The organism is Variovorax sp. Root473, from assembly GCF_001426505.1.
Taxonomy (GTDB): domain Bacteria; phylum Pseudomonadota; class Gammaproteobacteria; order Burkholderiales; family Burkholderiaceae_C; genus Variovorax.
Genome location: NZ_LMEV01000003.1, coordinates 25629 through 51138, shown reverse-complemented (window position 1 = coordinate 51138; position 25510 = coordinate 25629). Strand labels below are relative to the sequence as shown.

Genomic DNA, 25510 nt, shown 5'->3' with positions numbered 1-25510 from the left:
CGCCGTCAGGCGTCGAGTTCGCGGTGGCGCTTGAGCGCGCCCCACCGGGCACCGAAGGCGCGTGCCAGCTGCTCGACCAGGAACACCGACCGGTGCTGTCCGCCCGTGCAGCCGATGGCCACCGTCACGTAGCTGCGGTGGTCGCGTGCCAGCGCATCGAGCCAGTGCGTCAGGAACTGCTCGATGTCGTCGAACATGCGCGCCACGTCGTCGTGCTCGCGCAGCCATTCGATCACCGGCTCGTCGCGACCCGTCAGCGCGCGCAGCGTCGGCACGTAGTGCGGGTTGGGCAGCATGCGCACGTCGAACACGTAGTCGGCATCGAGCGGTACGCCGCGCTTGAAGGCGAAGGACTCGAACACCAGCGTCAGCGCGTTCTGCGGCGCCGAGATCAGCCCCTTGATGTAGCTCTGCAGCTGGGCGGGGCGGATGAGGCTGGTGTCGATCACGTCGGCGCCGTCGCGCAGGTCGGCCAGCAGCTCGCGTTCGAGTTCGATGGCCTGCACCAGCACGCGGTGCTGCTCGGGCACGTCGGTGCGGCTTTCCTGGCGCGAGAGCGGATGGCGCCGGCGCGTTTCCGAATAACGGCGCAGCAGCGCGTCGGTGGTCGCGTCGAGGAACAGCGAACGCAGCGAGACGCCGTCGGCGCGCAGCGCTTCGAGCTGCTGCGGAACGATCGGCAGCGACACGCCGCTGCGCACGTCCATCGCGATCGCCACGCGCGTGGCCTGCTGCTCGTGTTGCAGCGCGATGAAGGCGGTGAGCAGTTCGGGCGGCAGGTTGTCGACGCAGTAGTAGCCGGCGTCTTCCAGCGCGTGCAGCGCCACCGACTTGCCGGAACCCGACATGCCGGTGATGAGGACGAGGTCGAGGTTCATGTTCATGGGGCGGTCGCCGGCGTCTTGTGGCCGAGCATTTCGCGCGCGTGGGCCAGCGAGGTGGCCGACACCTTTTCGCCGCCCAGCATGCGGGCGATTTCGCGCGGCCGGTCGTCGGCCGCCAGGCGCGACACGCCGCTTTCGGTGCGCGGGCCGTCCGCGCCGGCCGCCGTCGTCTGGCGCTTGGCGACCACGAGGTGGTGGTCGGCGCAGGCCGCCACTTGCGGAAGATGGGTCACTGCGAGCACCTGACGGTCGCGGCCGAGCTGCTTCATGAGGCGGCCCACGGTCTCGGCGACCGCGCCGCCGACGCCTGCATCGACCTCGTCGAAGATCAACGTCTGCGCGGCGCCCAGTTCGCTGGTCGTCACGGCGATGGCCAGGGCGATGCGCGAGAGCTCACCGCCCGAGGCCACCTTGCCGATGGCGCGCGGCGTGCTGCCGGCGTGGCCGGCCACCAGGAACGAGATTTCTTCAAGGCCGGCGCGGCCAGGTTGTGCGAGCGGCTGCAGTTCGACGTCGAAACGCCCGCCCTGCATGCCCAGGCCCTGCATCGCCTGCGTGACCGCCTGGGCCAGGCGCGGCGCCGCCTGCTTGCGGATCTTGCCGAGGGCCTTGGCTTCCTTCATGTAGGCCTGTTGCGTGTTCTGCTCGGCGCGCTCCAGGCCTTCGAGGTCGCTTTGTGCGTCGAGTGCCTGCAGCTCCGCCTGCCAGCCGGCCAGCAGCGCGGGCAGCTCGGCCGGCGTGCGCTTGTAGCGGCGCGCGAGCGACATCCACAGGCCCATGCGCTCGTCGAGTTCGGCGAGGGTCTTGGGATCGGTGTCGGTGTCGCGCAGGTAGCCGTGCAGCGAGTGGGCCGCGTCCGAGGCCTGCGCCACGCAGGAAGCCAGCACCTCGCCCAGCGTGCGGAATTCGGGCTCGATGTGTTCGCAGTTCTGCAGCAGCGTCGCGGCGCGTGTGAGGGCGGCGAGGGCGCCGTTGTCGTCGTCTTCGAGCGCCTGGCTCGCGCCTTGGGCGGCGTCGATGAGCGCCTGCGCGTTCGAGATGCGCGAATGGTGGGCCGAGAGTTCGTCCCACTCGTCGGCGCCCGGCGCGAGCTTGGCGACTTCGGAAATCTGCCATTGCAGGCGCTCGCGCTCGCGTTGCAGCGAGTCTTGCGCGGAGCGTGCGTGCTCGAGCGCCGAGAGCGCCTGCCGCCAGCTCTGCCAGGCGGCGTCGAGCGCGTCGGTGCGCGCGCCCGCGTAGGCGTCGAGCAGGCCGCGCACGGCCTCGGGGCGGGTCAGGCTTTGCCAGGCGTGCTGGCCGTGGATGTCGAGCAGGCGGTCGCCCAGGTCGCGCAGCTGCGTGGCGGTGGCGGGGCTGCCGTTGATCCAGCCGCGGCTGCGTCCCTGCAGGTCGACCGTGCGGCGCAGCAGCAGGCCGTCGCCAGCCTCGAAGCCGCCTTCGTCGAGCCAGCCGGCCAAGGCCGGGTCGGCGTCGAACTCGGCGCTCACGTCGAGCCGCTCGGCGCCTTCGCGCACGGCGCCGGCGTCGGCGCGGTTGCCCAGCGCCAGCTGCAGCGCGTCGATCAGGATGGACTTGCCGGCGCCGGTTTCTCCGGTCAGCACCGTGAAGCCGGCGGACAGGTCAAGTTCAAGGGATCGCACGATCACGAAGTCGCGCAGTGCGATGCGTCTCAAAGCCATCTCAGTTCGTCCTCAAGCTGGGGCGTGGTCCTGCATTCAGGAGCCTCCCTCGTTCCAATGGAGTTTTTTCCGCAGTGTGTCGAAGTAGCTCCAGCCGCGCGGGTGCAGGAAGCGCACCCGGAAGTCGGAGCGGCGCACCACCACGCGATCGCCGATGGCGAGCGAGGCGAGCGACTGCATGTCGAAATTGGCGCTGGCGTCGCGACCGCTCACCAGCTCGATCACGATCTCGTCGGCGTCGGGCAGCAGCACGGGGCGGTTCGAGAGCGTGTGCGGCGCGATCGGCACCATCACCCAGCCCGGCACCGCCGGATGCAGCAGCGGCCCGCCGGCCGACAGCGCATAGGCGGTCGAGCCCGTGGGCGACGCGATGATCAGCCCGTCGGCGCGCTGGTTGGCCACGAAATGACGGCCCACCGACACGCGCATCTCGACCATGCCCGAGGTGGCGCCGCGGTTGACCACCACGTCGTTCATTGCGAGCGCGTCGAACACCACGGCCTCGTCGCGGATCACCTGCGCGTGCATCAGGCTGCGGTGGTCTTCCTCGTATTCGCCGGCCAGCATCGGGATCAGCGTGGCCTGGTAGTTGTCCAGCGGGATGTCGGTGATGAAGCCCAGCCGCCCGCGGTTGATGCCGATCAGCGGGATGCCGTAGCACGCGAGCTGCCGGCCGATGCCGAGCATGGTGCCGTCGCCGCCGACCACGAGGCCAAGGTCGCAGCGCTGGCCGATTTCTTCGACCGACAGCGCCTGGTAGCGCGGGTGCGGCGGGGCGTCGGTGTCCTCACAGGACGAACGCTCCACGAACACCGTGCAACCCTGCGATTCGAGGAAGGCGCCGATGCCCTCCATCACGCCGTCGCGCGCATCGGCCTGCGCCCGGGCGCCGGAAGCCTGGTATTTGCCGATCAGGGCGACGTGACGAAAGCGAGAGGTCATAGCTCACAAATTACAACACTAAAATCTTGCAATGCTGGACGACCGTGCCAAGTTGCTGTTGAAGACGCTGGTCGAGCGTTACATCGCCGATGGGCAACCCGTCGGCTCGCGCACGCTCTCGCGTTCGGCGGGACTGGATCTCTCGCCCGCGACCATCCGCAACGTCATGTCCGACCTCGAGGCGCTGGGGCTCATTGCAAGCCCCCACACCTCGGCCGGACGCGTGCCGACCACGCGCGGCTATCGGCTTTTCGTTGACACCATGCTGACCGCGCAGCGCGAGCAGATGAGCGCCCCCAGCTTGGCGGCCGATCAGCCGCAGAAGGTGATCGCCAATGCCGCCCATCTGCTGTCGAACCTGTCGCAGTTCGTCGGTGTCGTGATGGCGCCCCGGCGCGCTTCGGTGTTCAAGCAGATCGAATTTTTGCGCCTGTCGGAGCGGCGCCTGCTGGTGATCATCGTGTCGCCCGATGGCGATGTACAGAACCGCGTGATCTTTCCGGAGTCCGACTATTCGCAGTCGCAGTTGGTCGAGGCCTCGAACTACATCAACGCGCATTTCGCGGGCCTGACGATCGAGCAGGTGCGCGACCGGCTGCAGTCCGAAGTCGAGAAGCTGCGCGGCGAGATTGCGGCGCTGATGCAGGCGGCCGTGAAGGTCAGCTCCGAGGTGCTCACCGACGCCCAGGCCGACGACGTCGTGATTTCCGGCGAGCGCAACCTGCTGTCGGTGACCGATTTTTCCAGCGACATGGGGCAGCTGCGGCGCGCCTTCGACCTTTTCGAGGAGAAGGCGCAGCTGATGCGGCTGCTCGATGTGTCGAGCAAGGCCGAGGGCGTGCGCATCTTCATCGGCGGCGAAAGCCAGGTCGTGCCGTTCGAGGAGCTGTCCATCGTCAGCGCCAACTACGAGGTCGACGGCCAGGTGGTGGGCACGCTGGGCGTGATCGGCCCGACCCGCATGCCGTACGACCGCATGATCCAGATCGTCGACATCACCTCGCGCCTGGTGAGCAACGCGCTGAGCTACCGCAAGTAGCCGGCCGCGCGCGGCGCATAGAATCGTGCCCGCGTGGGCCGTTAGCTCAGTTGGTTAGAGCAGCGGACTCATAATCCGTTGGTCGATGGTTCAAGCCCATCACGGCCTACCACCAGAAAATGCCGTCACGGCGAGAGAGCTTGCTATCTATTGGATAGCAAGCTCTTTTTGTTTCTGCGGACTCAATCCAGCTGCAGCGACCCCAGCCGTGCGACCACCAAATCGTGCAGCGTCTGTGCCGCCACTGACAGGCTGCCTTCGCGCCGCTGCACCAGGTACAGCGTGCGCGTGAGCGCGGGCAGCGGCAGTGGCCGCGTCACCAGCGTCTCGCGCTGGAAGTGAAAGAGCGTGAGCGCCGGCACCACGCTGATGCCCAGCCCGGCCTCCACCAGCCCCATCACGGTAGCCAGGTGCTCCACCTCGAACACCGCGTTGAGCCGCAGCGGGTGCAGCGCCGCGTCGAGCGCCTGCCGCACGCTGCTGTTGCGCGCCATCTGGATGAAGGGCCATGGGGCGATCTTCTTCACCGTGAGGCGCGGCTCGCGTGCGAGCGGGTGGTCGGCGCGGCACACGAGATGAAAGCGATCGGTGCAGAGCTTGCGTGCCAGCAGGTCACTATCGGCCGTCGCGCCCGACGCCGCGAGCGCGAAGTCGGCCTGGCCGCTGCGTACCAGGGCAATGCAGGCGTCCGACAGCGCATCGTCCAGGTCGATGCGGATGCCGGGCCAGGCCTGCATGAATTCCGCGAACACCGTGGGCAGCCAGCCTGCCGCGAGCGAGGGCAGGGCAGCGATGCGCACGCGCCCCTTGCGGCGCTCCACGTGGTCGGCCAGGTCGCCCATCGCGCTGCCCATGTCGTCGAGCAGGCGGCGCGCCGCGCTCTCAAAGAGCCGGCCCTCGGGCGTGAGTTGCACGCTGCGCGTGTCGCGGTCGAAGAGACGCGTGCCGACGGCGTCTTCAAGGGCGCGGATCAGCGCGCTGAACGCGGGCTGAGACAGGTGGCTGGTCTGCGCCGCGCGCGTGAAGTTGCGGTGCTCGGCCAGAGCCAGAAAGGCGCGCAACTGCCGCGTGGAGAGGTCGGGCGTCTTTCTCATGTTGCGGGGCTTCTTATTTGAAATGCAGATCAATCGATCCGTAATTTCGATTTTACGGATTGCGGCTGCCTGCCTACATTCCGCATTCAATGACTGCTCCCTCACTGCCTCCTTTGCTGATCGGCTGCGCGGCTGGTTTCTCCGGCGACCGCACCGATGCGGCAGGGCCGGTGGTCGATACGCTGATCGCGCGGCTCGCCAACGGGCCCACGGGGCAGCGCGCCTTCCTGATCTTCGAGACGCTGGCCGAACGTACGCTGGCGCTCGCGCAGCTGCGCCGCCGCGACAACCCCCATGCCGGCTACGAGCCGCTGCTCGATGCGATGCTGCGGCCGGTGCTGGCGCGTTGCCTCGCGCATGGCATCCGCATCGTGAGCAACTTCGGCGCGGCCAATCCGCGTGCGGCAGCGCGGCACATCGCCCGCATGGCGCGCGAGTTGGGCTCCGATGCGCCGCGCATCGCGGTGGTGGAAGGCGATGACCTTTCCGACGCCGCGCATCGCGCGCTGCTCAAGGACGCGCTTGGCCCGCAGGTCGAGGGTTTGCGCGTCGTCAGTGCCAACGCCTACATCGGGGCCGAGCCCATCGCCGCCGCGCTCGATGCGGGCGCGCAGGTCGTCGTGTGCGGCCGCGTCGCCGACCCGTCGCTCGCAGTGGGCCCAGCCATGGCGCACTTCGGATGGCGCGCCGACGACTGGCACCGCCTTGGCCGCGCGACGATGGCAGGCCATCTGCTCGAATGCGGCGCGCAGGTGTGCGGCGGCTACTTCGCCGATCCCGGCTACAAGGACGTGCCGGGGCTCGAAGCGGTGGGCTTTCCGATCGCCGAGATCGACGCCGACGGCCACTGCACCATCGGCAAGGCTGACCACACCGGCGGACTCGTGAGCGAAGCCACGGTGAAGGAGCAACTGCTCTACGAAGTACACGACCCTGGCGCCTACTTGACACCCGACGTGGTCGCGGATATCGCCGAAGCCGAGGTGCGTGCCTTGCCCGGCAAGGACCGAGTCGAGCTCTCCGGCGTGCGCGGTCATGTGCGGCCGAGCCATTACAAGGTCAATGTCTGCCACGAAGGCGGCTGGCTGGCCGAGGGCGAAATCTCGTACGCGGGCCCGCGCGCCGAAGCCCGCGCCCGGCTCGCAGCGGAGGTGTTGCGCAAGCGGCTCGACGGTCTCGCGCTGCGCGTGGACCTCATCGGCGCGCTGAGCATCCTCGGCGACGATGCCGGCCGCGCACTCGCCAGCATGCCGGAAATACCCGACACCGGCCTGCGCGACGTGCGCCTGCGCGTCGCCGCCACGCACGAAGACCGCGCACAGGCCGAGCGCCTGGCGTGCGAAGTGACGGCGCTCTACACCTGCGGCCCCGCGGGCGGTGGCGGCGTGCGCACCGCGCTCACGCCACGGCTCAACACGCTCTCGTGCCTGCTGCCGCGCGAATCGGTGCCGGTGCGCTTCGAACTGCTCGATGCGAAGGCGCTGGCATGAACACGACAGACGACATGATCGAAGTCCCGCTCTACCGCGCAGCCCACGGCCGCACTGGCGACAAGGGCGACCGCTCCAACATCAGCGTGATCGCATGGTGCGCCGAGTTCTATCCGCTGCTCCTCGAACAGCTCACGCCCGAGCGCGTGGCCGCGCAGTTCCGCCATCGCGCGCCCTCGCAGGTGCAGCGCTTCGTGCTGCCCAGGCTGCACGCGATGAACTTCGTGCTCGATGCGGTGCTCGACGGCGGCGTGAACGATGCGCTGAACCTTGATGCGCATGGCAAGGCGCTCTCGTTCCTGCTGCTCGACATGCCGGTCCAAATACCGCGTGCGCTCGAGCCGCTGCTGGCCGGGCCGTAGCCGCGGCGTTCCCCTTTTTCCTTACTCATCCATCCGGAGACAAAACAATGAAACGATTTCCCCTTGCTGTACTGACCGCTGCACTCGCGGCGGCCCCGCTGCTCGGCCACGCACAGGCCTTTCCCGAGAAGTCCATCACCTTCGTCGTGCCGTTCGCGGCCGGCACCGCCACCGACCAGATCGCGCGCGCGCTCGGCAACGCCATCACCGCCGAGACCAAGCAGCCCGTCGTCATCGACAACAAGGCCGGCGCGAGCGGCTTCATCGCCTCTCAGAACGTGGCCAAGGCCCCGGCCGACGGCTACACCGTGCTCATCACCACCAACACCACGCATGCGGCCAACGAGCACCTGTTCAAGAAGCTGCCTTACGACCCGGTGAAAGACTTCGCCCCCGTCGCCGCGCTCGGCAAGGGCGGCCAGATCATGGTGGTGAACCTGTCGTTCCCTGCGAAGACGGTGTCCGAGTTCGTCGCGCTTGCGAAGAAGGAACCGGGCAAGTACAGCTTCGGCAGCGGCAGTTCGTCCAGCCGCATGGCGGGCGAGCTGCTGCAGCAGATGGCCGACATCAAGCTTCTGCATGTGCCCTACAAGAGCAACACGCTGGCCGTGACCGACCTGCTCGGTGGCCAGATTCACATGATGATCACCGACACCGCCACGGGCCTGCCGCAGGTCAAGGGCGGCAAGCTGCGCGCGCTGGGCATGTCGAGCGCGAGCCGCTCGCCGCTCGCGCCCGACGTGCCCACGATTTCCGAAGCTGGCGTGAAGGGCTACGAGATGGGCTATTGGTTCGCGGCCTACGCGCCCGCGAAGACGCCGCCCGCCGTCGTCAAGCGCTTGAACGAACTGCTTGTGAAGGCGGCGAAGAGCGAGTCGGCCAAGACCGCGTTCTACGAACCGACCGGCACCGAGGTGTTCACCTCGTCGCCTGAAGAACTGGCCAAGTTCCAGGTCGGCGAATCGCAGAAGTGGGGCCGCATCGTGAAGGCCGCGGGCATCGAAGCGGAATGACGCAGGCGCCGTAGCGCAGATCGGCGCCGCGCAAAATGACACGCACCAGCTCATTCCCGCGAGTGGGTGGAAGTTCGCCAGGTGCGGTGTGAGCGCGCGGTTCCCCGGCACTCCCGACGAGACCAACGTGTGGCTGAAGGACAAATGGCGCCCGCCCTCCATGTACGAGCTGGTCGACATCGCGAAGGCCCCGAAGGCGATGGGCCTGGGCCTCGCGGCGCTGCGTCGCCTGGTGCGAGTGCCGGCGCGCCCTAGGTGACCCGCGCAGCCAACGACCTCATGGCCAGGTGTTTCATGCTGCGCGTCGATGCCGATGCAGCGATTTCCAATGCCATGGCCAAGCCCGTTCTGCCCTGGCGGGAACGTCAGCTTTCCCAAGCGCCAAGTCGATGCGCAGCGTCATGGTCGACGGATCTGGAAGGTGGCGTTTGCGCCCCAGGTCGCCACCGTCAGGCTGCCATCCGGTGCGCTGGCCAGACCCACCGGGCTGCTCAGTCCGTCGGCGATGACCTCGCGAACGCCGTTCCGGTCGATGCGGCTGACGGTGGTGCCGCCGTAGTCGACCACATAGGCGGCGTCCGCGCCTGCTGCAACGATGCCTGGGCCGGGGCTGCGCAGGTCGGTGTTGATTGCCCTGGCCTTCAGTCCGCCCGACACCAGGGAAACTCCGCCGGCGATATTGCTGACCAGCAGATCGCCATTGGGAAGTTCGACGGCACCGACCGGTGTCTGCAGACCATCCGCCGCAACGTCGATCGCTCCGTCCGGGCGCACCGCAAGAATCTGGTGGGTCCTGCGATTCGCGATCAGCAAGCGGCCGCGGGCATCGAAAGACAACCCCGCGGGGGTCGCAAGCCCTCGCACGAAAACGGCCTGGTCGCCGCGGGGCGTGAAGCGCCACACCAGGTCTTCGTTGTAGGAGGCGACATAGACATCGCCCTTGGACGAGATGGCCAACCCCGAGGGGCCGCTGAGCCCGCTGGCGAAGACCGTGCGCTCGCCGGTGGGCGCAAAGCGCATCACGTTGCCGGCGGACCAGTTCGCAACGTAAAGGTTGCCGCTCGCGTCGTAGGCCATGCCGACCGGTGAGCCGAGGCCTTCGTGGTTGGCCGTGCGGTCCAGCGTCCACGTGCCGGCCGGTCGCGGTTGAGCCAGGGCGGGCTGGCCCCGCAAGATCGCCATGAGAAGAACCAGGCATGTGGCGCGGAAGAACGGCTTCATGCCGGCACCTCCTCGGAGAAGACATCCTTGGCCGCAAACAGGCCGTTGAGCGCCGCGGGAAAGCCGGCATAGACGGCCATCTGCATGATGACTTCGACGATCTCTTGCCGGGTGCAACCCACGTTGCGGGCGCCGTGGATGTGCACCTTGAGTTGCGGCAAGGCGTTGCCCATGGCGGTGAGTGCCGCCACCACGGACAGTTCGCGCGCCTTGAGGTCGAGCCCCGGTCTCGAATAGATGTCGCCGAACGGAAACTCGATGAGCAGGCGCGCGAAGTCGGGGGCGATGTCCTTGAGGCTGTCGATGACGTTCTCGCCCGCCTGGCCATCGACTTCCTTGAGCTTGGCCCAGCCGCGCGCATACCGTTCATCGGCCATCGGATTGCTTTCGTGTGTGTTCATGGATGCAATTTACGAAGGCGACGCACGCGCATCCAATACCTTTTATGTGATACCTTTTTGGTATGAATGGAGCGATCGACCTGCGGCAGTTCCGGTACTTCCTCGCAGTCAGCGAGGAGCTGCACGTCGGGCGCGCGGCTGCCCGCCTGCACATCTCCCAGCCCCCGTTGAGCCGGCAGATTCGTCAGCTGGAAGAACAGCTCGGCGTGTCGCTGTTCGTGCGCACCAAGGTCGGCATGACGCTGACGCGGGCCGGCGCCGCCCTGGTGCCGGAAGTGCGCTTGACGCTGGCGCAGGCGGACAAGGCGGTGGCGGCCGCGAGGGCCGCGAGCGGTGCCAAGGGCGGCCAGTTCGTCGTGGGCTACACGACCGTCTTCGACCGAAGCGCCATTCCCGATGTGTTCGAGCCCTTGCAGAAGCGCTTTCCGGACTGGCGAATCGTCAGCAAGGGCAAGCACTCGATCAACCTCGTGCGCGACATCAAGAATGGAGCGATGGACGTGGCCTTCATCGGCTTGCACACGGAGGCACGCGGGCTTGAGGTGCGGACACTGCGCGAGGAGCCCGTCATCGCAGCGCTGCCGGCGAGCCATCCGCTGGCGCGCAAACGCGGGCTGGGCTTCGACGACCTGCGCGGCGAATCAATCTTCCGGTTCGAGCGCCGGCTGAATCCCGGCTTCTACGACCATTGCCAGGCGTTCTTCGAGCGGATCGGCTTCCAGCCCCGAACGGTTCCAGAACCCGACGACCACCACATCCTGCTGGGGCTCATTGCGGAGGGACGGGGCATCGCGTTCATCTCCGCGTCGCTGCAGAACGTCAAGCGCAAGGGCGTCGTCTTCCGGCCGCTCAAGGCAGAAGCACGCGGCCTGACCAGCGGCATCGCGGTCGCTTATGCCAAAGACAACCCGTCGCCCCTGCTGGCCCGGTTTCTCGAATTCGTCGGCGTCGAGGCGCAACGCAAGGCAAAGTCCAGGTCCGCCCGTTGACGCCAGGGCGTCGTCAACTGCCCGACCAAGATGCCCCGGCCGCAACATCCCACATCGAAGGGGGCGCATGTCACATCCCGTTTACCTGTCCAGTTCTTCCTTGCCCCGGATGCCGGAAGGCAGCCGCGACGAATGGCGCGGTTTCTTCGGCCCTGGTGCCGAGCTGGAAGCCAACGCGTTCTTTCCGTTGTTCTGGCGGGCGCTCTTCAGCGCAGGCGACATCCGGCATGCGCGCTTCATCGACGCGTACGACATCAGCGATGAAGCCTCGACGATCGATCGCGAGGAATGCCTGGCGGACTTCGGCGCCGAGGCGACGTTCCCCTACCTTGTCGTCGACAAGGCCACGGCGGTTGCGCGGCTGACGGAGCGGCGCGAAGCCGTCATCGGTGCCGTCGGCGAACGCTTTCGTCCGATCTACGAATCCTTTGAAGCGCTGATTGCGCAGCACTTCGCAGACCACATCCTGCTGCGCACCGCCGGCCTGCCGGACGCCGGCGATGCCGAGGCATGGCTGCGCGCCGACCTCGACGACATCGACCATCTGCAGGACAGCAAGGCACTCGCAAGCCTCACGGCGGATCTGGCAAGGCACGACACGGATCCGATCTGGACATTGGCCGGCCTCGCTTCATCGAGCGATGGCGTCTGGCCCCCGGCGAAGCTGCGAGAGCGTTTCCCCGACCCGCGGCAGAGGAAGGCCCGCAAACCCCTTTCAACGCAGCAGGCCGGAGCACAGGGTCGCGGATTCGCAAACCCCCAACTGAACGTTGCCGGGAACTGGCTCGATCCCGCATTGGAATGGCTGGGCGCTTTCGTGGCCGCGGGTGTGGCCTTGGGTGCTTATTACCTCACCAGCGCTGCCTGGCTGGCCGTGCTGGCTTTTTTGTGCACGGCAGTGGCATTGGGCTTCGGGATCGCGAAATTGCGCGATAGGTGACCTGACGCTGGGCTCGCGTTGGGTGACGAGGTTCATCGGTGGGCGCATCGTCCGCCGAAGCCGCCCGGGCGACCCGAGCCGGTCCGAGACCGTCGCATCGCGAGGCCGCGAAGCTTTTTTGAAAGGCTCGCCGAAACAGCGCTTTCGACGGGGTAGAATGCAAGGCTGCGCGGCTGTAGCTCAGTTGGATAGAGTACTTGGCTACGAACCAAGGGGTCGTGGGTTCAATTCCTGCCAGCCGCACCATCTCTCGAATAGCCTGGAAGGGTTTCTCTTCCAGGCTATTTTCGTTTGAGGCCCTCGCAAAGGTTTCGCCGCTCGCATTCGCTGCGCGGCAGGCGTCCATAAAAAAGCCGCCCGAAGGCGGCTTCCTGACGTCGATACGGACAGCCGTCAGGCCAGGCCTGTGCAGTTGTCGTCGCGCCGGACTTACTTCTTCTTGGCAGCGGCCTTCTTGGCGGGAGCCTTGGCGACGACGGCCTTGGTGACAGCAGCCTTCTTGGGAGCAGCCTTCTTGGCAGCGGGTGCAGCGGCGGCCTTCTCGGCCTTGCGCTTGGCGGCCTTGGGGTCGATGGCGGCCTTGAAGGCGGCGCCAGCGACGAACTTCGGCACCTTGGTGGCTGCGATCTTGATCTTGGTGCCGGCCTGGGGGTTGAAGCCCGAGCGTGCGGCGCGTGCGACTTGCTTGAAAGTACCGAAGCCGACCAGTTGGACCGAGTCGCCCTTCTTCACGGCAGCGACGACGCTGCTGGTGATCGTTTCGAGGACGCGTGCGGCCTCGGCCTTGCTCAGGTTGTGGGTGGTGGCGATCTTCTCGACCAGTTCGATGCGGTTCATTCAGTATTCCTTGGATGGTATGGCGCCGTGTTGCCTACGGCGGCCCAGGCTTATTCCGGGCGGGGCGGAGTGTACCGGGTCGGACGGGCCTCTTTGGCGCGAGGCGGCCCCGATGCACTGCAACAGGCCACATTGAGGACCACTGTCGTTCGCATTTTCAGCTTTCAATCACAAAGGTTGGGACGGGCGAAAAAACACGCTATAATCGAAAGCTGTGCGGCTGTAGCTCAGTTGGATAGAGTACTTGGCTACGAACCAAGGGGTCGTGGGTTCAATTCCTGCCAGCCGCACCACTCTTCAAGGGTTAGCTCGTTTTTCGAGCTAACCCTTTTTCTTTGGCCGCTCATTGCACCGTGCCCCGCATCAAGGACGCGCGGGTCGCGCGTTTTTCCAGAGGCCGGCTCGCTTGGCCCTGGCTTCTTCCTCCGCGAATTCATACTGCCCGCGCTCCTGCGGCGACAGGCGCTGCGCCTGCGCGGGCTGCCAGCGTGCCAATCCGACAGTGAGCAGTGCCAAGCCTGCGTCGAGCGTCCTCGGGCCATTGGGGGCTGAATCCGGCGTCACCATCACGCGGCAGACGCGTTCGCGGGCGTGAGATGCAAAATCGTCGCAGTCGACGTCCGCCGGCTTCAAGCGGACCATGTCGTGCATCTTCTGCCGAGCCTGCTCTGCGAAGGGTTGCCCAGGTTTTGGCGCCTCGATGCCCTGCAGGCGCAGGCGGCGCCACGCACTGGCGTTGGTTGCGTCGCCGCAGCGGGCGGTCGCGGTGTCGCCGCTGTGGATGCTCACGATGAAGCAGGTCTGTGTTCTGGCTTGGGTGCTGAAGGGAAGGGCGCTCAGCGTGCCGGCCAGGGCCGCGAGAACGCCAAAATGAAGTCTCGCCGAGACGCAGCAGCGGCGTGAGAAGTGTCTGGTGGCGATCACGGGGGCTCCTGTCTCCTGGGCATTGCGGTTGCGGCAAACTTGCCCGCTTGGAGGGCGCGGCAAGGGCGCCCAGTATTTCCGATTTGAAGGGCTCTGCATTGAACAAGGCATTCACCAAGGAGTCGGACGCCGATGCGGACGACGATGAGGACGGCGCAGGCGGTGCCGCGCCCCCGCTGCCGGCCGGCAGCAAGAACTACATCACGCCCGAGGGCTACGCACGGCTGCGCGACGAACTGCTGCAGCTGATGGACGAGGAGCGTCCGAAGGTCGTCGAGGCCGTGCACTGGGCTGCGAAGAACGGCGATCGCTCCGAGAACGGCGACTACCTCTACGGCAAGAAGCGCCTGCGCGAGATCGACCGGCGCATCCGCTTCCTCGGCAAGCGGCTCGAGATCGCGGAGATCACCGACCCGTCGGTGCACCATGGCAGCGACCAGGTCTTCTTCGGCGCCACGGTCCGCTATGCCGACGAGACCGGCGAGGAGCGCAGCGTCACGATCCTCGGCATTGACGAAGCCGAGAGTGCCAAGTCGGAGGTCAGCTGGATTTCCCCGATCGCGCGTGCGTTGCTGAAAGCGCGCGAGGGCGACGTGGTGAAACTCATCACGCCTGGCGGGGCGCACGAGGTGGAGATTCTGTCGGTGAGCTACCCGGCGCCGCGCACGCCGGCGAACTGACGAAGAAGGTCAGGGCGCCGGAATCGTCCGCGCCGCGGTCAGCACCGACGCGGTCCGGCGCGCGGCGCGCAGCACGGCATCGAGGTGCGTGCGGTCGCGCACCGCGATCACGAAGCGCAGGTCGGTTGAATCCTGCGGCGTCTCGTCGGCCATTTCCACGTGCGTGATGTCGGCCTCGGCATCGGCCAGGGTGGCCGCCACGCGGGCCAGCACGCCCTTGTCGTTGCGCACGGTGATGACCACGCCGGTCTCGAAGGCGCGTGTGGGCTCGTCGGCCCATTCGACCGCGAAGAAGCGTTCGCTGTCCTTGTTGCGCAGGCGCTGGCCCACGCCGCAGTCGTCGGTGTGCACCACCAGCCCCTCGCCGTGCCCGAGGTAGCCGACGATCTGGTCGCCGGGAATGGGTCGGCAGCACTGCGCAAAGCGCACGGAGGAGTTCTCGCTGCCGTCGAGCGTCACCGCGCCTTGCGACACGGCCTCGTGCGACGTGAAGCGCTCGCGGCTCAGGAGGAGGGCGTCGGGGCGCTCGCCGATCTCGGCCAGCAGCGCCATGAGCCGCTTGGCGACGATGCTGGCGATGCGCTTGCCCAGGCCGATGTCGGTGAGCAGCTCGGCGCGGGTGCGGTTGCCGGTGAAGCGCAGCAGCTTCTCCCACAGCGCCTGGTGTTCGTCGTCTTCCTCGGGCAGCTTGCCCAGGCCTTCGGCGCGCAGCGCCTGCGCCAGCAATTTCTCACCCAGGCCTTCGGATTCGGCATGCGCCAGCGTCTTCAGGTAGTGGCGGATCTTGGAGCGCGCCCGGCCGGTGCGCACGAAACCCAGCCACGCAGGGTTGGGTGTCGACACTGGGGCAGTGATCACTTCGACCACGTCGCCGTTCTTCAGTTCTGTGCGCAGTGGCACCTGGTCGCCGTTGATGCGCGCGGCCGAGGTGTGATCGCCGATGTTGCTATGGATGGCGTACGCGAAGTCGACCACCGTGGCGCCACGCGGCAGCGCCATGATCTGGCTCTTGGGTGTGAAGACGTAGACGGCATCCGGGAACAGGTCGACCTTGACGTGGTCCCAGAACTCGGCGGCGTCGCGTGTCTCGTCCTGGATGTCGAGCAGCGACTGCAGCCACTTGGTGCCCAGCCGGTCGTTGCTCGCAGCGTTGGGTTCGGCGGCCTTGTAGAGCCAGTGCGCTGCGACGCCCGATTCGGCCACGACGTGCATGGCTTCGGTGCGCAGCTGGAACTCCACGCTCACGCCGGCAGGGCCCACCAGCGTGGTGTGCAGCGACTGGTAGCCGTTGAGCTTGGCGATCGCGATGTGGTCCTTGAACTTGCCCGGCAGCGGCTTGTACATCTGGTGCAGGATGCCCAGGCCGGTGTAGCAGGCGATCACGTTCGGCACGATGAGCCGGAAGCCGTAGATGTCGGTGACCTGCGCGAAGCTCAGGTGTTTTTCTTCCATCTTGCGGTAGATGGAATAGAGCGTTTTCTCGCGGCCCGCGATGCGCAGCGTCATGCCGGCGGCGGAGAAGGCCGTCTCGACCTCTTTCTGCACCTTCTGGATCAGGTCGCGTCGCCGCCCGCGGGCCTTCGCGACGGCCTTGGCCAGCGTGGTGTAGCGCCAGGGCTTGAGGTGGCGAAATGACAGGTCCTGCAGCTCGCGGTAGGTCTGGTTCAGGCCCAGCCGGTGCGCGATGGGCGCGTAGATCTCGAGCGTTTCGCGTGAGATGCGGGCCCACTTTTCGCGCGGCGCGTCGGCCAGCGTGCGCATGTTGTGCGTGCGGTCGGCCAGCTTGACCAGGATGACGCGCACGTCGCGCGCCATGGCCAGCAGCATCTTGCGGAACGACTCGGCCTGGTTTTCTTCGCGCGTGTTGAACTGCAGCTTGTCGAGCTTGGTGAGTCCGTCGACCAGCTCGGCAACCGGGGCGCCGAAGCGCTCGATGAGCTCCGGCTTGGTGACGCCGCAGTCTTCGATGGCGTCGTGCAGCAGCGCGGCCATGAGCGCCTGCGCGTCGAGCTTCCACTCGGCGCACTGCGCCGCCACGGCGATGGGATGGGTGATGTACGGCTCGCCGCTGTTGCGCAGCTGCCCGAGGTGGGCTTCGTCCGCGAAGCGGTAGGCGCGGCGAACCAACTCGGTGTCTTCGGCGCTCAGGTAATCGAGGCGAGCCGTCAACGCGGCAAAACTCGCGGCGGCCGCGTTCAGCGCCGCCGGACTCGGTTTCGGCGTAGGGGACGGGGGTTTGGCGACCGCGCTCATGGCTATCACTTTAGCGTGACCGCTCTGTGGACGCGTCCAGACGTAAAAAAAGCACCGCAATGCGGTGCCTTTTCGTTGCAGGGCTGCGTCAGATCAGCCCGGCACTTTCTTGAGCATCTCGATGCCGATCTTGCCTTCGGCGATTTCGCGCAGGGCAGTGACGGCGGGCTTGTTCTTGCTCTCGATCTTGGGCGCGTGGCCTTGGCTCAGCATGCGCGCGCGGTAGGTCGCGGCGAGAACGAGCTGGAAGCGGTTCGGAATCTGAACGAGACAATCTTCGACGGTGATGCGGGCCATGATGAATTCTTTCGGTCGGTGAGCGGGGATTTCAAGGGATGTTCAGTGCGGCGAACGTATCGGCACGGGCTCTGCGCTGTGCGGAATACCGCAGCCGCTGCGCGTGGACGATCGCCTTGAGATCGAAAAGCGCGCGCTCAAATAACTCGTTGATTATAACGAAATCGAATTTTCCGGCCTGGGCCATCTCTTCGGCCGCGTTCTTCAGGCGCAGTTCGATCACCGCCGCGCTGTCCTCGCCGCGGCGCTCGAGACGGGAGCGCAGCTCTTCCCAGCTGGGCGGGAGGATGAAGATCATGACCGCGTTGGCAAAGGTCTTGCGGATCTGCAGCGCGCCCTGAAAGTCGATTTCGAGGATCACGTCGGTGCCCAGGGCCACCCGCTCCTCGACCGCCTTCTTCGACGTGCCGTAGCGGTGGCCGTGCACGTGGGCCCATTCGACGAAGCCGTCGGCCGCGATGAGGGCGTCGAACTCGGTCGGGGAAGCGAAAAAGTACTCCCGGCCGTGCTTTTCCTGCCCGCGCGGGGGGCGCGTGGTGTGGGACACCGAGGGTTGAACGGCCGAGTCGAGCTCCATGAGCGCCTTGACCAGGCTCGATTTGCCGGCGCCGCTGGGCGCGGCGACCACGAAGATATTGCCGGGGTAGTCCATGGGGGGGCTCGTCGTCGTCATTCGATGTTCTGCACCTGCTCGCGCATCTGTTCGATGAGGACCTTCATGTCCACGCCGATGCGCGTGAGTTCCAGGGCGGCCGACTTGGAGCCCAGGGTGTTGGCTTCGCGGTGCAGTTCCTGGATCAGGAAATCCAGCCGCTTGCCGATGTCGCCGCCCTTCTTGAGCAGCCGCTCGATCTCGTCGAGGTGCGAATTCAGCCGCGTGAGCTCTTCCGCCACGTCGATGCGGATCGCGAAGGCTGTGGCTTCGGTCAGGGCGCGGTCCTGGGCGGCTTCGGGCAGCGTGCCGCCCGTACCGGCGGTCAGACCCATGGCCTCCTGCCAGCGCTCCAGGAAACGGTTGCGCTGCTGTTCGACCAACTGCGGAACGAGCGGGCCCGCCTGCTGCACCAGCGTGCGCAATTGCGCCAGATGGGCTTCGAGCATCTTGGCGAGCCTGGCGCCTTCGCGCTGGCGGGCCGACATCAGCGCCTCGAGCGCCTTGCCTGCCACGTCGAGCAGGTCGGGGCCCCAGTCGCCGCGCGTGGCGCCGTCGCCCCCGGCCAGCCGCAGCACGTCGGCCACGCTGAGCTCACGCGCGCCGGGCAGCCAGGCGCGGATGCCGTCCTGCACGCCGTTCAGTCGCTGAAGCAGCTTGACGGAGGGCTCGACCACGCCCGCCTGGGACGTGTTCTCGATGGCCGCGCGCACCTCGACCTTGCCGCGCTTGAGCTTGGCCGTGAGCAGCTCGCGCAGCGCGGTCTCATGCTGGCGCAGCTCCTCGGGGAGCTTGAAGGTGAGGTCGAGAAAGCGGCTGTTGACCGAGCGGATTTCGACCCCGAGCCGGCCCGCGGCGGAGGGCCGTGCATCGGCTTCGGAGTGGCTGCCTGCGGGGCCGTTCTGGCCGCTGGCATAGCCGGTCATGCTGTAAACTGGCATTGCGCCTCACTGTGGTTTTGCTTGCTGGCACCGAGGCGTCGGTACAGCGTTCGCTTGCCGCACCATCGCCTTCGGGCGAAACTCCCGGATTATGTCAAAGGTCAAGCCTACGCCCCTGTTGCCCGATACGGTCATCGGCGGATATCGCGTCGTTCGCCGGCTTTCCGCGGGTGGTTTCGGCGTGGTCTACCTCGCCATCGACCCAAATGGCCAGCAGGTGGCCGTCAAGGAATACCTGCCTTCGTCGCTCGCGACGCGGGGCCCCGGCGAACTCGCGCCGCAGGTGCCGCCCGAGAAGCTGTCGCTGTACCGCCTGGGGCTCAAGAGCTTCTTCGAAGAAGGCCGCTCGCTCGCGCAAATCTCACATGCGTCGGTGGTCAGCGTGCTCAATTTCTTTCGCGAGAACGAAACCGTCTACATGGTCATGAACTACCTGGAGGGCGCGACCCTGCAGGATTTCGTGGTCACGGCGCGCGACCTGAAGCGGCAGAAGGTGTTCCGCGAGTCGACCATCCGTTCGCTGTTCGACGAAATCCTGCGCGGCCTGCGCATCGTCCACCAGTACAAGATGCTGCACCTGGACATCAAGCCCGCCAACATCTTCGTCACCGACGACGACCGCGCCGTGCTGATCGATTTCGGCGCCGCGCGCGAAGTGCTCAGCAAGGAGGGCATCTTCATCCGCCCTATGTACACGCCCGGCTTCGCCGCCCCCGAGATGTACCGGCGCGACTCGTCGATGGGCCCCTGGACCGACATCTACGCCATCGGCGCCTGCATCTACGCCTGCATGCAGGGCTATCCGCCCAACGACGCGCCCCGGCGCATCGAGAAAGACCGCCTGAGCCTGTCGCTCTCGCGCCTGCGCGGCGTGTACTCCGACAACCTCATCGAGGTGGTCGAGTGGTGCATGTCGCTCGACCCGCTCTCGCGCCCGCAGTCGGTGTTTGCGCTGCAGAAAGAACTCAGCCGCGAAGGCGAGCGCCGCTACACCAAGCTCACGGTCGGCGAAAAGGTGCGCCTGTCGATCGACAACATCCGCTCCTTCGACAAGAAGAGCCTGCCCCGGGCCGCCGCGCCCACCACCCGTCCGGCCTGATCGACATGAAGTTCTCCGTGTTCCAGGTCAGTCGCAAGGGCGGCCGCGTCAAGAACGAAGACCGCATGGGCTACTGCTACACGCGGGAGTCGGGCCTGTTCGTGCTCGCCGACGGCATGGGCGGCCACCCCGAAGGCGAAGTGGCTGCGCAACTGGCGCTGCAGACCATCGCCGCGCTGTATCAGCGCGAGGCCCGCCCGACCGTGAAGGACGTGAAGGCCTTCCTTGCCGAATCGGCCATGTCGGCCCACCAGCAGATCATGCGGTATGCGAGCCACAAGGCGATGCTCGACACGCCCCGCACCACCGTCGTCGCGGCCGTGCTGCAGAACGCCACCGCCACCTGGCTGCACTGCGGCGACTCGCGCCTGTACGTCGTGCGCGACGGCCGCCTGCTGACCCGCACCCGCGATCACTCGCATGCCGAGCGCCCCAAGCCCCACGGCGCCTCCGACGCGCCCGTCAACCGCAACCTGCTGCTGACCTGCCTCGGTTCACCGACCACGCCGCTGTTCGACGTGTCGGCGCCGCTGCCGCTGCAGCGCGGCGACCGCCTCATGCTGTGCTCCGACGGTGTCTGGGGCGTGCTCGACGACGCCGTCATCGTGCACACCCTGTCGTCGGGCAAGCCCGTGTCCGACGCCGCACCCGACCTCGCCGAAATGGCACTGCGCAAGGGCGGCGCCCACAGCGACAACGTGACGCTCATCGCGCTCGAGTGGGAAATGCCCGAGACGCCCGGCGACGACCGCGGCGTGTCCACCGAAACCATCGACGACGGCGTGTTCGCCTCGACCATCCAGGCCGGCATGCCGTCCGACAGCGAGATCGACGACCTCGACGAAGACGCCATCGAGCGCTCCATCGCCGAGATCAACGAAGCCATCCGCCGCTCCGCTGCACGCAAAACCTGAGCGCGCAGTCTTCCTTTTCTTCTTTCGGTTTCTCTCTTTCAAAAAATGACTGCTTTCACACGAAGCGGCGGCCGCGCCGCCGACGAGCTGCGCCCCGTGCGCATCACCCGCGGTTTCACCATCCATGCCGAAGGCTCCGTGCTCATCGAGTTCGGCCAGACCCGCGTGCTGTGCACCGCCTCGGTCGAAGAAAAAGTGCCGCCGCACAAGAAGGGCAGCGGCGAAGGCTGGGTGACCGCCGAGTACGGCATGCTGCCGCGCGCCACCCACACCCGCAGCAGCCGCGAAGCCGCCAAGGGCAAGCAGACCGGCCGCACGCAGGAAATCCAGCGCCTCATCGGCCGCTCCATGCGGGCCGTGTTCGACCTCGCCGTGCTCGGCGAACGCACCATCCACCTCGACTGCGACGTGCTGCAGGCCGACGGCGGCACGCGCACCGCGGCCATCACGGGCGCCTTCGTGGCTGCACAGGACGCCGTCGACAAGCTGTTGGCCTCCGGCGCGATCAAGACCTCGCCCATCAAGGGCCACGTGGCCGCCATCTCGGTGGGCATCGTCGGCGGCACGCCGCTGCTCGACCTCGAGTACACCGAAGACTCGGCCTGCGACACCGACATGAACGTCGTCATGACCGGCGCCGGCCACTTCGTCGAAGTGCAGGGCACGGCCGAAGGCGTGGCCTTCACGCGCGACGAGATGAACCTCCTGCTCGGCCTGGCCGAAAAGGGCATCGGCGAACTCGTGAGCCTGCAGCAGCAGGCCCTGCTTTCGAACTGAACGACGACTACAACCAACGAGCCACTGGCGCCCGTGCATCGGGCATCACAGCCATCTTTGACTTTCCATGAAACTGGTTCTGGCTTCCAACAACGCGGGCAAGCTCGCCGAACTCCAGCAGCTGTTTGCCGAGCTGTCCGTCACCCTCGTGCCGCAGTCGGCACTGGGCGTGGGGGAGGCTGAAGAACCCTTCCGCACCTTCGTCGAGAACGCGCTCACCAAGGCGCGCCACGCCAGCGCCGCCACCGGCCTGCCGGCCATTGCCGACGACGCCGGCCTGTGCGTCGACGCCTTCGGCGGCCTGCCGGGTGTCGACACCGCCTACTACGCCACGCAGTTCGGCTACACCAAGGGCGACGCCAACAACGTAAAGGCGCTGCTCGAACAGCTCGACGGCGTGGTCAACCGCCGCGCCGCGCTCGTGAGCACGCTCGTCGCGCTGCGCCGCCACGACGACCCCGAGCCGCTCATTGCCGTCGGCCGCGTGGTCGGCGAGATCGCGCCTGCGCCCATTGGTGACAACGGCTTCGGCTTCGACCCCGTCATGTACCTGCCGACCTTCGGCAAGACCTTCGCCCAGCTGCAGCCCGACGTGAAGAACGCCCACAGCCACCGCGGCCGCGCCGCGCAGGCCATGCTCGCCCTGATGCGCGAGCGCTGGTTCTGACAATGGCCACCGTCTTCCCGATCCAGCCCGCCCAACCCGGCGGGGCCCCCCAGGCCAATGACGTGCTGCACTGGATGCGCCCCGGCCCGCTGCAGCTCGCCGCGCTGCCGCCGCTGTCGCTGTACATCCACTTGCCGTGGTGCCTGCGCAAATGTCCTTATTGCGACTTCAACTCGCACGAGTGGCGCGCCACGAGCGAGGCCGACATCGACGGCCTTCCCGAAGCCGCCTACATCGATGCGCTGATCGCCGATCTCGACGCCGCGTTGCCGTTGATCTGGGGTCGCACCGTCCACACCATCTTCATCGGCGGCGGCACGCCCAGCCTGTTCTCGCCGCAGGCCATCGACCGGCTGCTCGGCGACGTGCGCGCGCGCGTCAAGCTCGCGCCCGAGTGCGAGATCACGCTCGAGGCCAATCCCGGCACCTTCGAGCGCAACCGCTTCCGCGCCTACCGCGCGGCCGGCGTCACGCGCTTGTCGGTGGGCGTGCAGAGCTTCAACGACGAGCACCTGACAGCGCTGGGCCGCGTGCACGACCGCGCCCAGGCCATCGCCGCCGTCGAAGAAGCCGCGAGCGCCTTCGATACCTTCAATCTCGACCTGATGTACGCCCTGCCGGGACAGACCATGGAAGGCCTCGACGCCGACCTAACCCAGGCCTTGGCTCTGGCGCCGCCGCACATCTCGATCTACCACCTCACCATCGAGCCCAACACCTGGTTCGCCAAGTTCCCGCCCACGCTGCCCGAGGACGACATCGCCTACGCCATGCTCGACCGCATCACCGAGCGCACGGGCGCGAGCGGCATGTCGCGCTACGAGGTCTCAGCCTACGCGCGCGACGGGCACCGATGCGCGCACAACCTCAACTACTGGCAGTTCGGCGACTACCTCGGCATTGGCGCGGGTGCGCACAGCAAGCTGAGCTTCGCGCACCGCATCGTGCGGCAGGTGCGTTATCGCGAACCGCGCCTGTACATGGAGAACGCGCGCGCCGGTGCAGCCGTGTCGCAGAGCGACGAAGTGGCACTGGCCGACCTGCCGTTCGAGTTCATGCTCAACGCGCTGCGGCTGAAGCAGGGCTTCACGCTGCCCCAGTTCAGCGAGCGCACCGGCCTGGCGATGACGTCGATCCAGCGCGGTCTGGAAGAGGCCGAGCGCAAGGGGCTCGTCGCACGCGACCTGTTCCGCGTGTGGCCCACCGAGCGCGGACTCGACTTCCTGAGCGACCTGCAGACGCTGTTCCTGCCCGATGACGAGTAAGGCCGCGCCGTCAGCTTAAAATCGACGGTTCCGGAGAGTTGGGTGAGTGGTTTAAACCAGCAGTCTTGAAAACTGCCGACGTGAAAGCGTCCGTGAGTTCGAATCTCACACTCTCCGCCAGAATCAATCTCTGGCAGTTTTTGAAAGTCCCGCGCAGTCCCTGCGACGGGACTTTTTCATTGGGGAACGTGCTGATCTTCGGCATCACGATATCCGGGTTCACATGATCGATGGCCGCATGCCGCTGTTCCAGCATCTCCAGTGCCTCGGTGGCGTTGGCCGCGCGTGTCGCGGCATGTCCCATTTCGCGCAGCAAGCCCACTCCGAACTGGCCGACCCTCGTCGTTGTCCTCGACCAGCAGGATGGTGAGCCCCTGCTTCGCGCCCAGAAGCGTTTCGATCATCTGCCCCATGGCGCCCACGTGTGTGCCGACGTCGAGCACCTCCGGCCGCAGCGACTGCGCGTCAGAATTAGCGGACCTTGGCATCAACTGAAAGATTTTGACGAGGGGCCTGCATTGCGCCAGGCCAGGCGCTGTGGTTTGTGTCGAAGGCGCCGAGGGTGGCTCAGCCAGAGGCGTGGCATCCAGCGCGGTCCTTTCCAGAACGAGATAGAGCGCGAGTGCCTACGTCAGCGGCAAAAGCCAGTAGAGCGCACGGTAAGCGAGCACCGCGTCCATCAGTTCGCCCTGCTTCACCGTGCCCGACAGGGATCGGCGTGATCACCCCGACGATGGACGCAGCCAGCAACACGCTCAAGGTGCTCGGGTAGTCCATCTGCCGGCGCAGCAGTTGGCCGCCCGCCAGCAGCCCGTAGCCCAGGTGGCCATGCTGAGCCCGACGATCTGAGCGACGGTGGCTTCATCGGGGCCCGCCCGCGCATACGGCCGAACGCATCGCAATGCTGACCAGCGAACCCAGATTGAAGTTGAACGTATAGCTCCTGACGGCGATGGCCCAAGCGCGCTGGTACGACACCCACAACGAGATGACTTGCGGCGACTGCATTGCTGAGCGGCGCCGGGGCCGCGGTGGCCAGACCACACTGTTGCGCCCATCCCGCCTCACGGTTTCCCTAGCCGGCCGCCCTGAGAACGAGGCGTGAATGGCACAGCTGTAAATTGTCAATAGTTGTTTTAATTCGCCAATATTAAGGGGTAAATTTTTTAAGTCGCGTGACTTTCTTCGTTGTTGTTCGCTATTTTTGTTTCCTGTATTTGGCGCTCTATTTTAATATTTTGATTATGCTTTCATCGTCATTATTTGGTTGAAGGTTTTCTGCAAGGAGAATTCAACTTAATGATTAATTGATTGCAATTGAAAAGAATATTGAAATCAATTCTTTTCAATTTAATTTAATCCTTGTTGAATATGAGCAAAAAATCTCTCAATGGCTATCTGCGCGGGGCATTCTTTTTCTGCGCCAGCCTCGGCTTTCTCAACGTCGCGTTCGCGCAACCTGCCGCCACTGCCAAGGTGGTGGAACCCTCCAAAAATGTCGCCGCCAAGGAGGTCGCAGTGCTGCTCACACAGCATAAGGTGGTGGGCCATCCTGGCGAAGAACGACTGCAGGACGCCGCGACGATCAAACCGGGCGACCTCATCGAATACCGGGCCACTTACACCAACAACACAGGCAAATCGGTCGCGGGGCTGACAGCAACACTGCCCATTCCGGAGGGTCTGGAATACACCCCCCGTAGCGCCAAGCCCGGCGCTGGCTTGGCACAGGCTGCAACCAAGGACGGCGTATTCGGCAACGAGCCGCTGGAGCGCAAGTTGCCCGGCGGGAAGACCGAACCCGTGCCGTACAGCGAGTACCGGACGTTTCGCTGGAGCCTTGGGAGCCTGCCCGCCAACGGCAGCACCGCCGTGACCGTGCGGGCCAAGGTCGAAATGGTTGCACAGCCGGCTCCTGCGGAGCCGGCTGCATCGCGCAGCCGCTAACGCGCAATTCGAGATCGGCGTCCTGCCGATCAGCCTTGCTCTGAGGGGAGTGGGCTTTCGAGTGCGGGTCGGTCACGGCGTTCGCCAGAAGGCGAAGGCCGTCGCCTGACTCTTTCCATGTATCCGTACATCAACAATCGAGGAGAAATCACGTGAGTTCAATCTTGCCAACCAGGCGTGTCGGCGGCTTCAGGCCGCCTGTG

Annotated in this window: 26 protein-coding genes and 4 tRNA genes; 18 read left to right on the top strand and 12 right to left on the bottom strand. The window is 66.3% G+C overall.

From position 1 onward, the window contains the following. Window positions 1-5 precede the first annotated feature (5 nt). The 3 genes from rapZ to ASD34_RS04575 are packed head-to-tail and all read right to left on the bottom strand — an operon-like array spanning window position 6 to window position 3505. Window positions 6-878 (bottom strand): RNase adapter RapZ, encoded by an 873-nt coding sequence (gene rapZ, locus ASD34_RS04585; protein ID WP_056573382.1) that lies wholly within the window; start codon window positions 876-878, stop codon window positions 6-8. 2 nt (window positions 879-880) lie between these two features. Next, complete coding sequence (gene recN / locus ASD34_RS04580; protein ID WP_056573380.1) at window positions 881-2563, bottom strand: DNA repair protein RecN; 1683 nt, start codon at window positions 2561-2563, stop codon at window positions 881-883. Between the two features lie 36 nt (window positions 2564-2599). Next, a complete protein-coding gene (locus ASD34_RS04575) occupies window positions 2600-3505 on the bottom strand; it encodes an NAD kinase (protein ID WP_056573377.1) in 906 nt (301 codons plus the stop codon). Window positions 3506-3536: 31 nt separating this feature from the next. Between ASD34_RS04575 and hrcA the strand changes: the two genes are divergently transcribed. After that, entirely contained in the window at window positions 3537-4544 is a 1008-nt protein-coding gene (hrcA, locus tag ASD34_RS04570; RefSeq protein ID WP_056573374.1) for a heat-inducible transcriptional repressor HrcA, read from the top strand. A gap of 35 nt (window positions 4545-4579) precedes the next feature. After that, a tRNA-Ile gene (locus ASD34_RS04565) sits at window positions 4580-4656 on the top strand. A 70-nt stretch (window positions 4657-4726) separates the two neighbouring features. On the opposite strand, the gene ASD34_RS04560 is transcribed toward ASD34_RS04565, so the two are convergent. After that, complete coding sequence (locus ASD34_RS04560; RefSeq protein WP_056573370.1) at window positions 4727-5638, bottom strand: LysR family transcriptional regulator; 912 nt, start codon at window positions 5636-5638, stop codon at window positions 4727-4729. Between the two features lie 89 nt (window positions 5639-5727). On the opposite strand from ASD34_RS04560, the gene ASD34_RS04555 reads away from it, so the two are divergent. The 4 genes from ASD34_RS04555 (at window position 5728) to ASD34_RS27415 (ending at window position 8762) form a co-directional block, all read left to right on the top strand. After that, window positions 5728-7128 (top strand): acyclic terpene utilization AtuA family protein, encoded by a 1401-nt coding sequence (locus ASD34_RS04555; RefSeq protein ID WP_056573367.1) that lies wholly within the window; start codon window positions 5728-5730, stop codon window positions 7126-7128. After that, window positions 7125-7490 carry a hypothetical protein gene (locus ASD34_RS04550; RefSeq protein ID WP_056573364.1) on the top strand — a complete coding sequence of 122 codons (366 nt, stop codon included), beginning with the start codon at window positions 7125-7127 and terminating at the stop codon, window positions 7488-7490. Before ASD34_RS04555 ends, ASD34_RS04550 begins: the two co-directional genes overlap by 4 nt. 47 nt (window positions 7491-7537) lie before the next feature. Next, complete coding sequence (locus ASD34_RS04545) at window positions 7538-8503, top strand: Bug family tripartite tricarboxylate transporter substrate binding protein (protein ID WP_056573361.1); 966 nt, start codon at window positions 7538-7540, stop codon at window positions 8501-8503. Between the two features lie 88 nt (window positions 8504-8591). Further along, window positions 8592-8762 (top strand): hypothetical protein, encoded by a 171-nt coding sequence (locus ASD34_RS27415; RefSeq protein ID WP_157609626.1) that lies wholly within the window; start codon window positions 8592-8594, stop codon window positions 8760-8762. 140 nt (window positions 8763-8902) lie between these two features. Here the strand turns inward: ASD34_RS27415 and ASD34_RS04540 are convergent, their stop codons facing one another. Both ASD34_RS04540 and ASD34_RS04535 read right to left on the bottom strand, forming a co-directional pair. Then, entirely contained in the window at window positions 8903-9724 is an 822-nt protein-coding gene (locus tag ASD34_RS04540) for a hypothetical protein (RefSeq protein WP_056573357.1), read from the bottom strand. Further along, window positions 9721-10125, bottom strand: a complete 405-nt coding sequence (locus tag ASD34_RS04535) for a carboxymuconolactone decarboxylase family protein (RefSeq protein WP_235509974.1) — start codon at window positions 10123-10125, stop codon at window positions 9721-9723. Before ASD34_RS04535 ends, ASD34_RS04540 begins: the two co-directional genes overlap by 4 nt. Before the next feature lie 62 nt (window positions 10126-10187). Here ASD34_RS04535 and ASD34_RS04530 point away from each other — a divergent pair, with 62 nt between their 5' ends. The 3 genes from ASD34_RS04530 to ASD34_RS04520 all read left to right on the top strand — a co-directional run bounded on the left by ASD34_RS04530 (window position 10188) and on the right by ASD34_RS04520 (window position 12300). After that, window positions 10188-11114: a LysR family transcriptional regulator gene (locus ASD34_RS04530; RefSeq protein ID WP_056573351.1), complete on the top strand. Its 927-nt coding sequence runs from the start codon at window positions 10188-10190 to the stop codon at window positions 11112-11114. A 67-nt stretch (window positions 11115-11181) separates the two neighbouring features. Beyond that, the gene (locus ASD34_RS04525) at window positions 11182-12054 is read left to right on the top strand and encodes a hypothetical protein (protein ID WP_157609625.1); all 873 of its coding nucleotides are present in this window, start codon (window positions 11182-11184) and stop codon (window positions 12052-12054) included. A gap of 169 nt (window positions 12055-12223) precedes the next feature. Further along, window positions 12224-12300: transfer RNA gene (locus ASD34_RS04520), tRNA-Arg, on the top strand. 183 nt (window positions 12301-12483) lie between these two features. On the opposite strand, the gene ASD34_RS04515 is transcribed toward ASD34_RS04520, so the two are convergent. Next, window positions 12484-12891 (bottom strand): HU family DNA-binding protein, encoded by a 408-nt coding sequence (locus tag ASD34_RS04515; RefSeq protein ID WP_056573344.1) that lies wholly within the window; start codon window positions 12889-12891, stop codon window positions 12484-12486. Window positions 12892-13107: 216 nt separating this feature from the next. On the opposite strand from ASD34_RS04515, the gene ASD34_RS04510 reads away from it, so the two are divergent. Continuing rightward, a tRNA-Arg gene (locus tag ASD34_RS04510) sits at window positions 13108-13184 on the top strand. Between the two features lie 70 nt (window positions 13185-13254). Here ASD34_RS04510 and ASD34_RS04505 read toward each other — a convergent pair. Then, a complete protein-coding gene (locus tag ASD34_RS04505) occupies window positions 13255-13815 on the bottom strand; it encodes a thermonuclease family protein (protein ID WP_235509973.1) in 561 nt (186 codons plus the stop codon). Window positions 13816-13913: 98 nt separating this feature from the next. Here ASD34_RS04505 and greB point away from each other — a divergent pair, with 98 nt between their 5' ends. Then, a complete protein-coding gene (gene greB / locus ASD34_RS04500) occupies window positions 13914-14495 on the top strand; it encodes a transcription elongation factor GreB (protein WP_056573341.1) in 582 nt (193 codons plus the stop codon). A gap of 9 nt (window positions 14496-14504) precedes the next feature. Here greB and ASD34_RS04495 read toward each other — a convergent pair whose 3' ends face one another. The 4 genes from ASD34_RS04495 to ASD34_RS04480 all read right to left on the bottom strand — a co-directional run bounded on the left by ASD34_RS04495 (window position 14505) and on the right by ASD34_RS04480 (window position 18638). Next, complete coding sequence (locus ASD34_RS04495) at window positions 14505-16748, bottom strand: RelA/SpoT family protein (protein ID WP_056573338.1); 2244 nt, start codon at window positions 16746-16748, stop codon at window positions 14505-14507. 93 nt (window positions 16749-16841) lie between these two features. Next, complete coding sequence (gene rpoZ, locus ASD34_RS04490) at window positions 16842-17045, bottom strand: DNA-directed RNA polymerase subunit omega (protein ID WP_013543330.1); 204 nt, start codon at window positions 17043-17045, stop codon at window positions 16842-16844. A gap of 31 nt (window positions 17046-17076) precedes the next feature. Continuing rightward, window positions 17077-17697 (bottom strand): guanylate kinase, encoded by a 621-nt coding sequence (gmk, locus tag ASD34_RS04485; RefSeq protein WP_056573336.1) that lies wholly within the window; start codon window positions 17695-17697, stop codon window positions 17077-17079. A 17-nt stretch (window positions 17698-17714) separates the two neighbouring features. Then, window positions 17715-18638 carry a YicC/YloC family endoribonuclease gene (locus ASD34_RS04480; protein WP_056573333.1) on the bottom strand — a complete coding sequence of 308 codons (924 nt, stop codon included), beginning with the start codon at window positions 18636-18638 and terminating at the stop codon, window positions 17715-17717. Between the two features lie 91 nt (window positions 18639-18729). Here ASD34_RS04480 and ASD34_RS04475 point away from each other — a divergent pair, with 91 nt between their 5' ends. The 7 genes from ASD34_RS04475 to ASD34_RS04445 all read left to right on the top strand — a co-directional run bounded on the left by ASD34_RS04475 (window position 18730) and on the right by ASD34_RS04445 (window position 25307). Continuing rightward, a complete protein-coding gene (locus tag ASD34_RS04475; RefSeq protein WP_056573330.1) occupies window positions 18730-19737 on the top strand; it encodes a serine/threonine protein kinase in 1008 nt (335 codons plus the stop codon). A 5-nt stretch (window positions 19738-19742) separates the two neighbouring features. Further along, a complete protein-coding gene (locus ASD34_RS04470; RefSeq protein WP_056573328.1) occupies window positions 19743-20651 on the top strand; it encodes a PP2C family protein-serine/threonine phosphatase in 909 nt (302 codons plus the stop codon). A gap of 45 nt (window positions 20652-20696) precedes the next feature. Further along, window positions 20697-21428: a ribonuclease PH gene (rph, locus tag ASD34_RS04465; RefSeq protein ID WP_056573325.1), complete on the top strand. Its 732-nt coding sequence runs from the start codon at window positions 20697-20699 to the stop codon at window positions 21426-21428. Window positions 21429-21495: 67 nt separating this feature from the next. Beyond that, window positions 21496-22095: a non-canonical purine NTP pyrophosphatase gene (locus tag ASD34_RS04460; protein ID WP_056573323.1), complete on the top strand. Its 600-nt coding sequence runs from the start codon at window positions 21496-21498 to the stop codon at window positions 22093-22095. A 2-nt stretch (window positions 22096-22097) separates the two neighbouring features. After that, entirely contained in the window at window positions 22098-23360 is a 1263-nt protein-coding gene (hemW, locus tag ASD34_RS04455; protein WP_056573320.1) for a radical SAM family heme chaperone HemW, read from the top strand. A gap of 32 nt (window positions 23361-23392) precedes the next feature. Beyond that, a tRNA-Ser gene (locus ASD34_RS04450) sits at window positions 23393-23480 on the top strand. A gap of 1251 nt (window positions 23481-24731) precedes the next feature. Next, complete coding sequence (locus ASD34_RS04445; RefSeq protein ID WP_082548502.1) at window positions 24732-25307, top strand: DUF11 domain-containing protein; 576 nt, start codon at window positions 24732-24734, stop codon at window positions 25305-25307. Window positions 25308-25510 lie beyond the last annotated feature (203 nt).

Coding starts and splice junctions, on each gene's coding strand:
- ASD34_RS04445 (WP_082548502.1), top strand. CDS start 24,732: ATGAGCAAAAAATCTCTCAATGGCTATCTGCGCGGGGCATTCTTTTTC.
- ASD34_RS04560 (WP_056573370.1), bottom strand. CDS start 5,638: ATGAGAAAGACGCCCGACCTCTCCACGCGGCAGTTGCGCGCCTTTCTG.
- ASD34_RS04525 (WP_157609625.1), top strand. CDS start 11,182: ATGTCACATCCCGTTTACCTGTCCAGTTCTTCCTTGCCCCGGATGCCG.
- ASD34_RS04475 (WP_056573330.1), top strand. CDS start 18,730: ATGTCAAAGGTCAAGCCTACGCCCCTGTTGCCCGATACGGTCATCGGC.
- ASD34_RS04495 (WP_056573338.1), bottom strand. CDS start 16,748: ATGAGCGCGGTCGCCAAACCCCCGTCCCCTACGCCGAAACCGAGTCCG.
- gmk (WP_056573336.1), bottom strand. CDS start 17,697: ATGGACTACCCCGGCAATATCTTCGTGGTCGCCGCGCCCAGCGGCGCC.
- ASD34_RS04545 (WP_056573361.1), top strand. CDS start 7,538: ATGAAACGATTTCCCCTTGCTGTACTGACCGCTGCACTCGCGGCGGCC.
- ASD34_RS04555 (WP_056573367.1), top strand. CDS start 5,728: ATGACTGCTCCCTCACTGCCTCCTTTGCTGATCGGCTGCGCGGCTGGT.
- rph (WP_056573325.1), top strand. CDS start 20,697: ATGACTGCTTTCACACGAAGCGGCGGCCGCGCCGCCGACGAGCTGCGC.
- ASD34_RS04480 (WP_056573333.1), bottom strand. CDS start 18,638: ATGCCAGTTTACAGCATGACCGGCTATGCCAGCGGCCAGAACGGCCCC.
- rpoZ (WP_013543330.1), bottom strand. CDS start 17,045: ATGGCCCGCATCACCGTCGAAGATTGTCTCGTTCAGATTCCGAACCGC.
- hemW (WP_056573320.1), top strand. CDS start 22,098: ATGGCCACCGTCTTCCCGATCCAGCCCGCCCAACCCGGCGGGGCCCCC.
- hrcA (WP_056573374.1), top strand. CDS start 3,537: ATGCTGGACGACCGTGCCAAGTTGCTGTTGAAGACGCTGGTCGAGCGT.
- ASD34_RS04540 (WP_056573357.1), bottom strand. CDS start 9,724: ATGAAGCCGTTCTTCCGCGCCACATGCCTGGTTCTTCTCATGGCGATC.
- ASD34_RS04515 (WP_056573344.1), bottom strand. CDS start 12,891: ATGAACCGCATCGAACTGGTCGAGAAGATCGCCACCACCCACAACCTG.
- ASD34_RS04550 (WP_056573364.1), top strand. CDS start 7,125: ATGAACACGACAGACGACATGATCGAAGTCCCGCTCTACCGCGCAGCC.
- ASD34_RS04460 (WP_056573323.1), top strand. CDS start 21,496: ATGAAACTGGTTCTGGCTTCCAACAACGCGGGCAAGCTCGCCGAACTC.
- ASD34_RS04470 (WP_056573328.1), top strand. CDS start 19,743: ATGAAGTTCTCCGTGTTCCAGGTCAGTCGCAAGGGCGGCCGCGTCAAG.
- rapZ (WP_056573382.1), bottom strand. CDS start 878: ATGAACCTCGACCTCGTCCTCATCACCGGCATGTCGGGTTCCGGCAAG.
- recN (WP_056573380.1), bottom strand. CDS start 2,563: ATGGCTTTGAGACGCATCGCACTGCGCGACTTCGTGATCGTGCGATCC.
- ASD34_RS04535 (WP_235509974.1), bottom strand. CDS start 10,125: ATGAACACACACGAAAGCAATCCGATGGCCGATGAACGGTATGCGCGC.
- ASD34_RS04575 (WP_056573377.1), bottom strand. CDS start 3,505: ATGACCTCTCGCTTTCGTCACGTCGCCCTGATCGGCAAATACCAGGCT.
- ASD34_RS04530 (WP_056573351.1), top strand. CDS start 10,188: ATGAATGGAGCGATCGACCTGCGGCAGTTCCGGTACTTCCTCGCAGTC.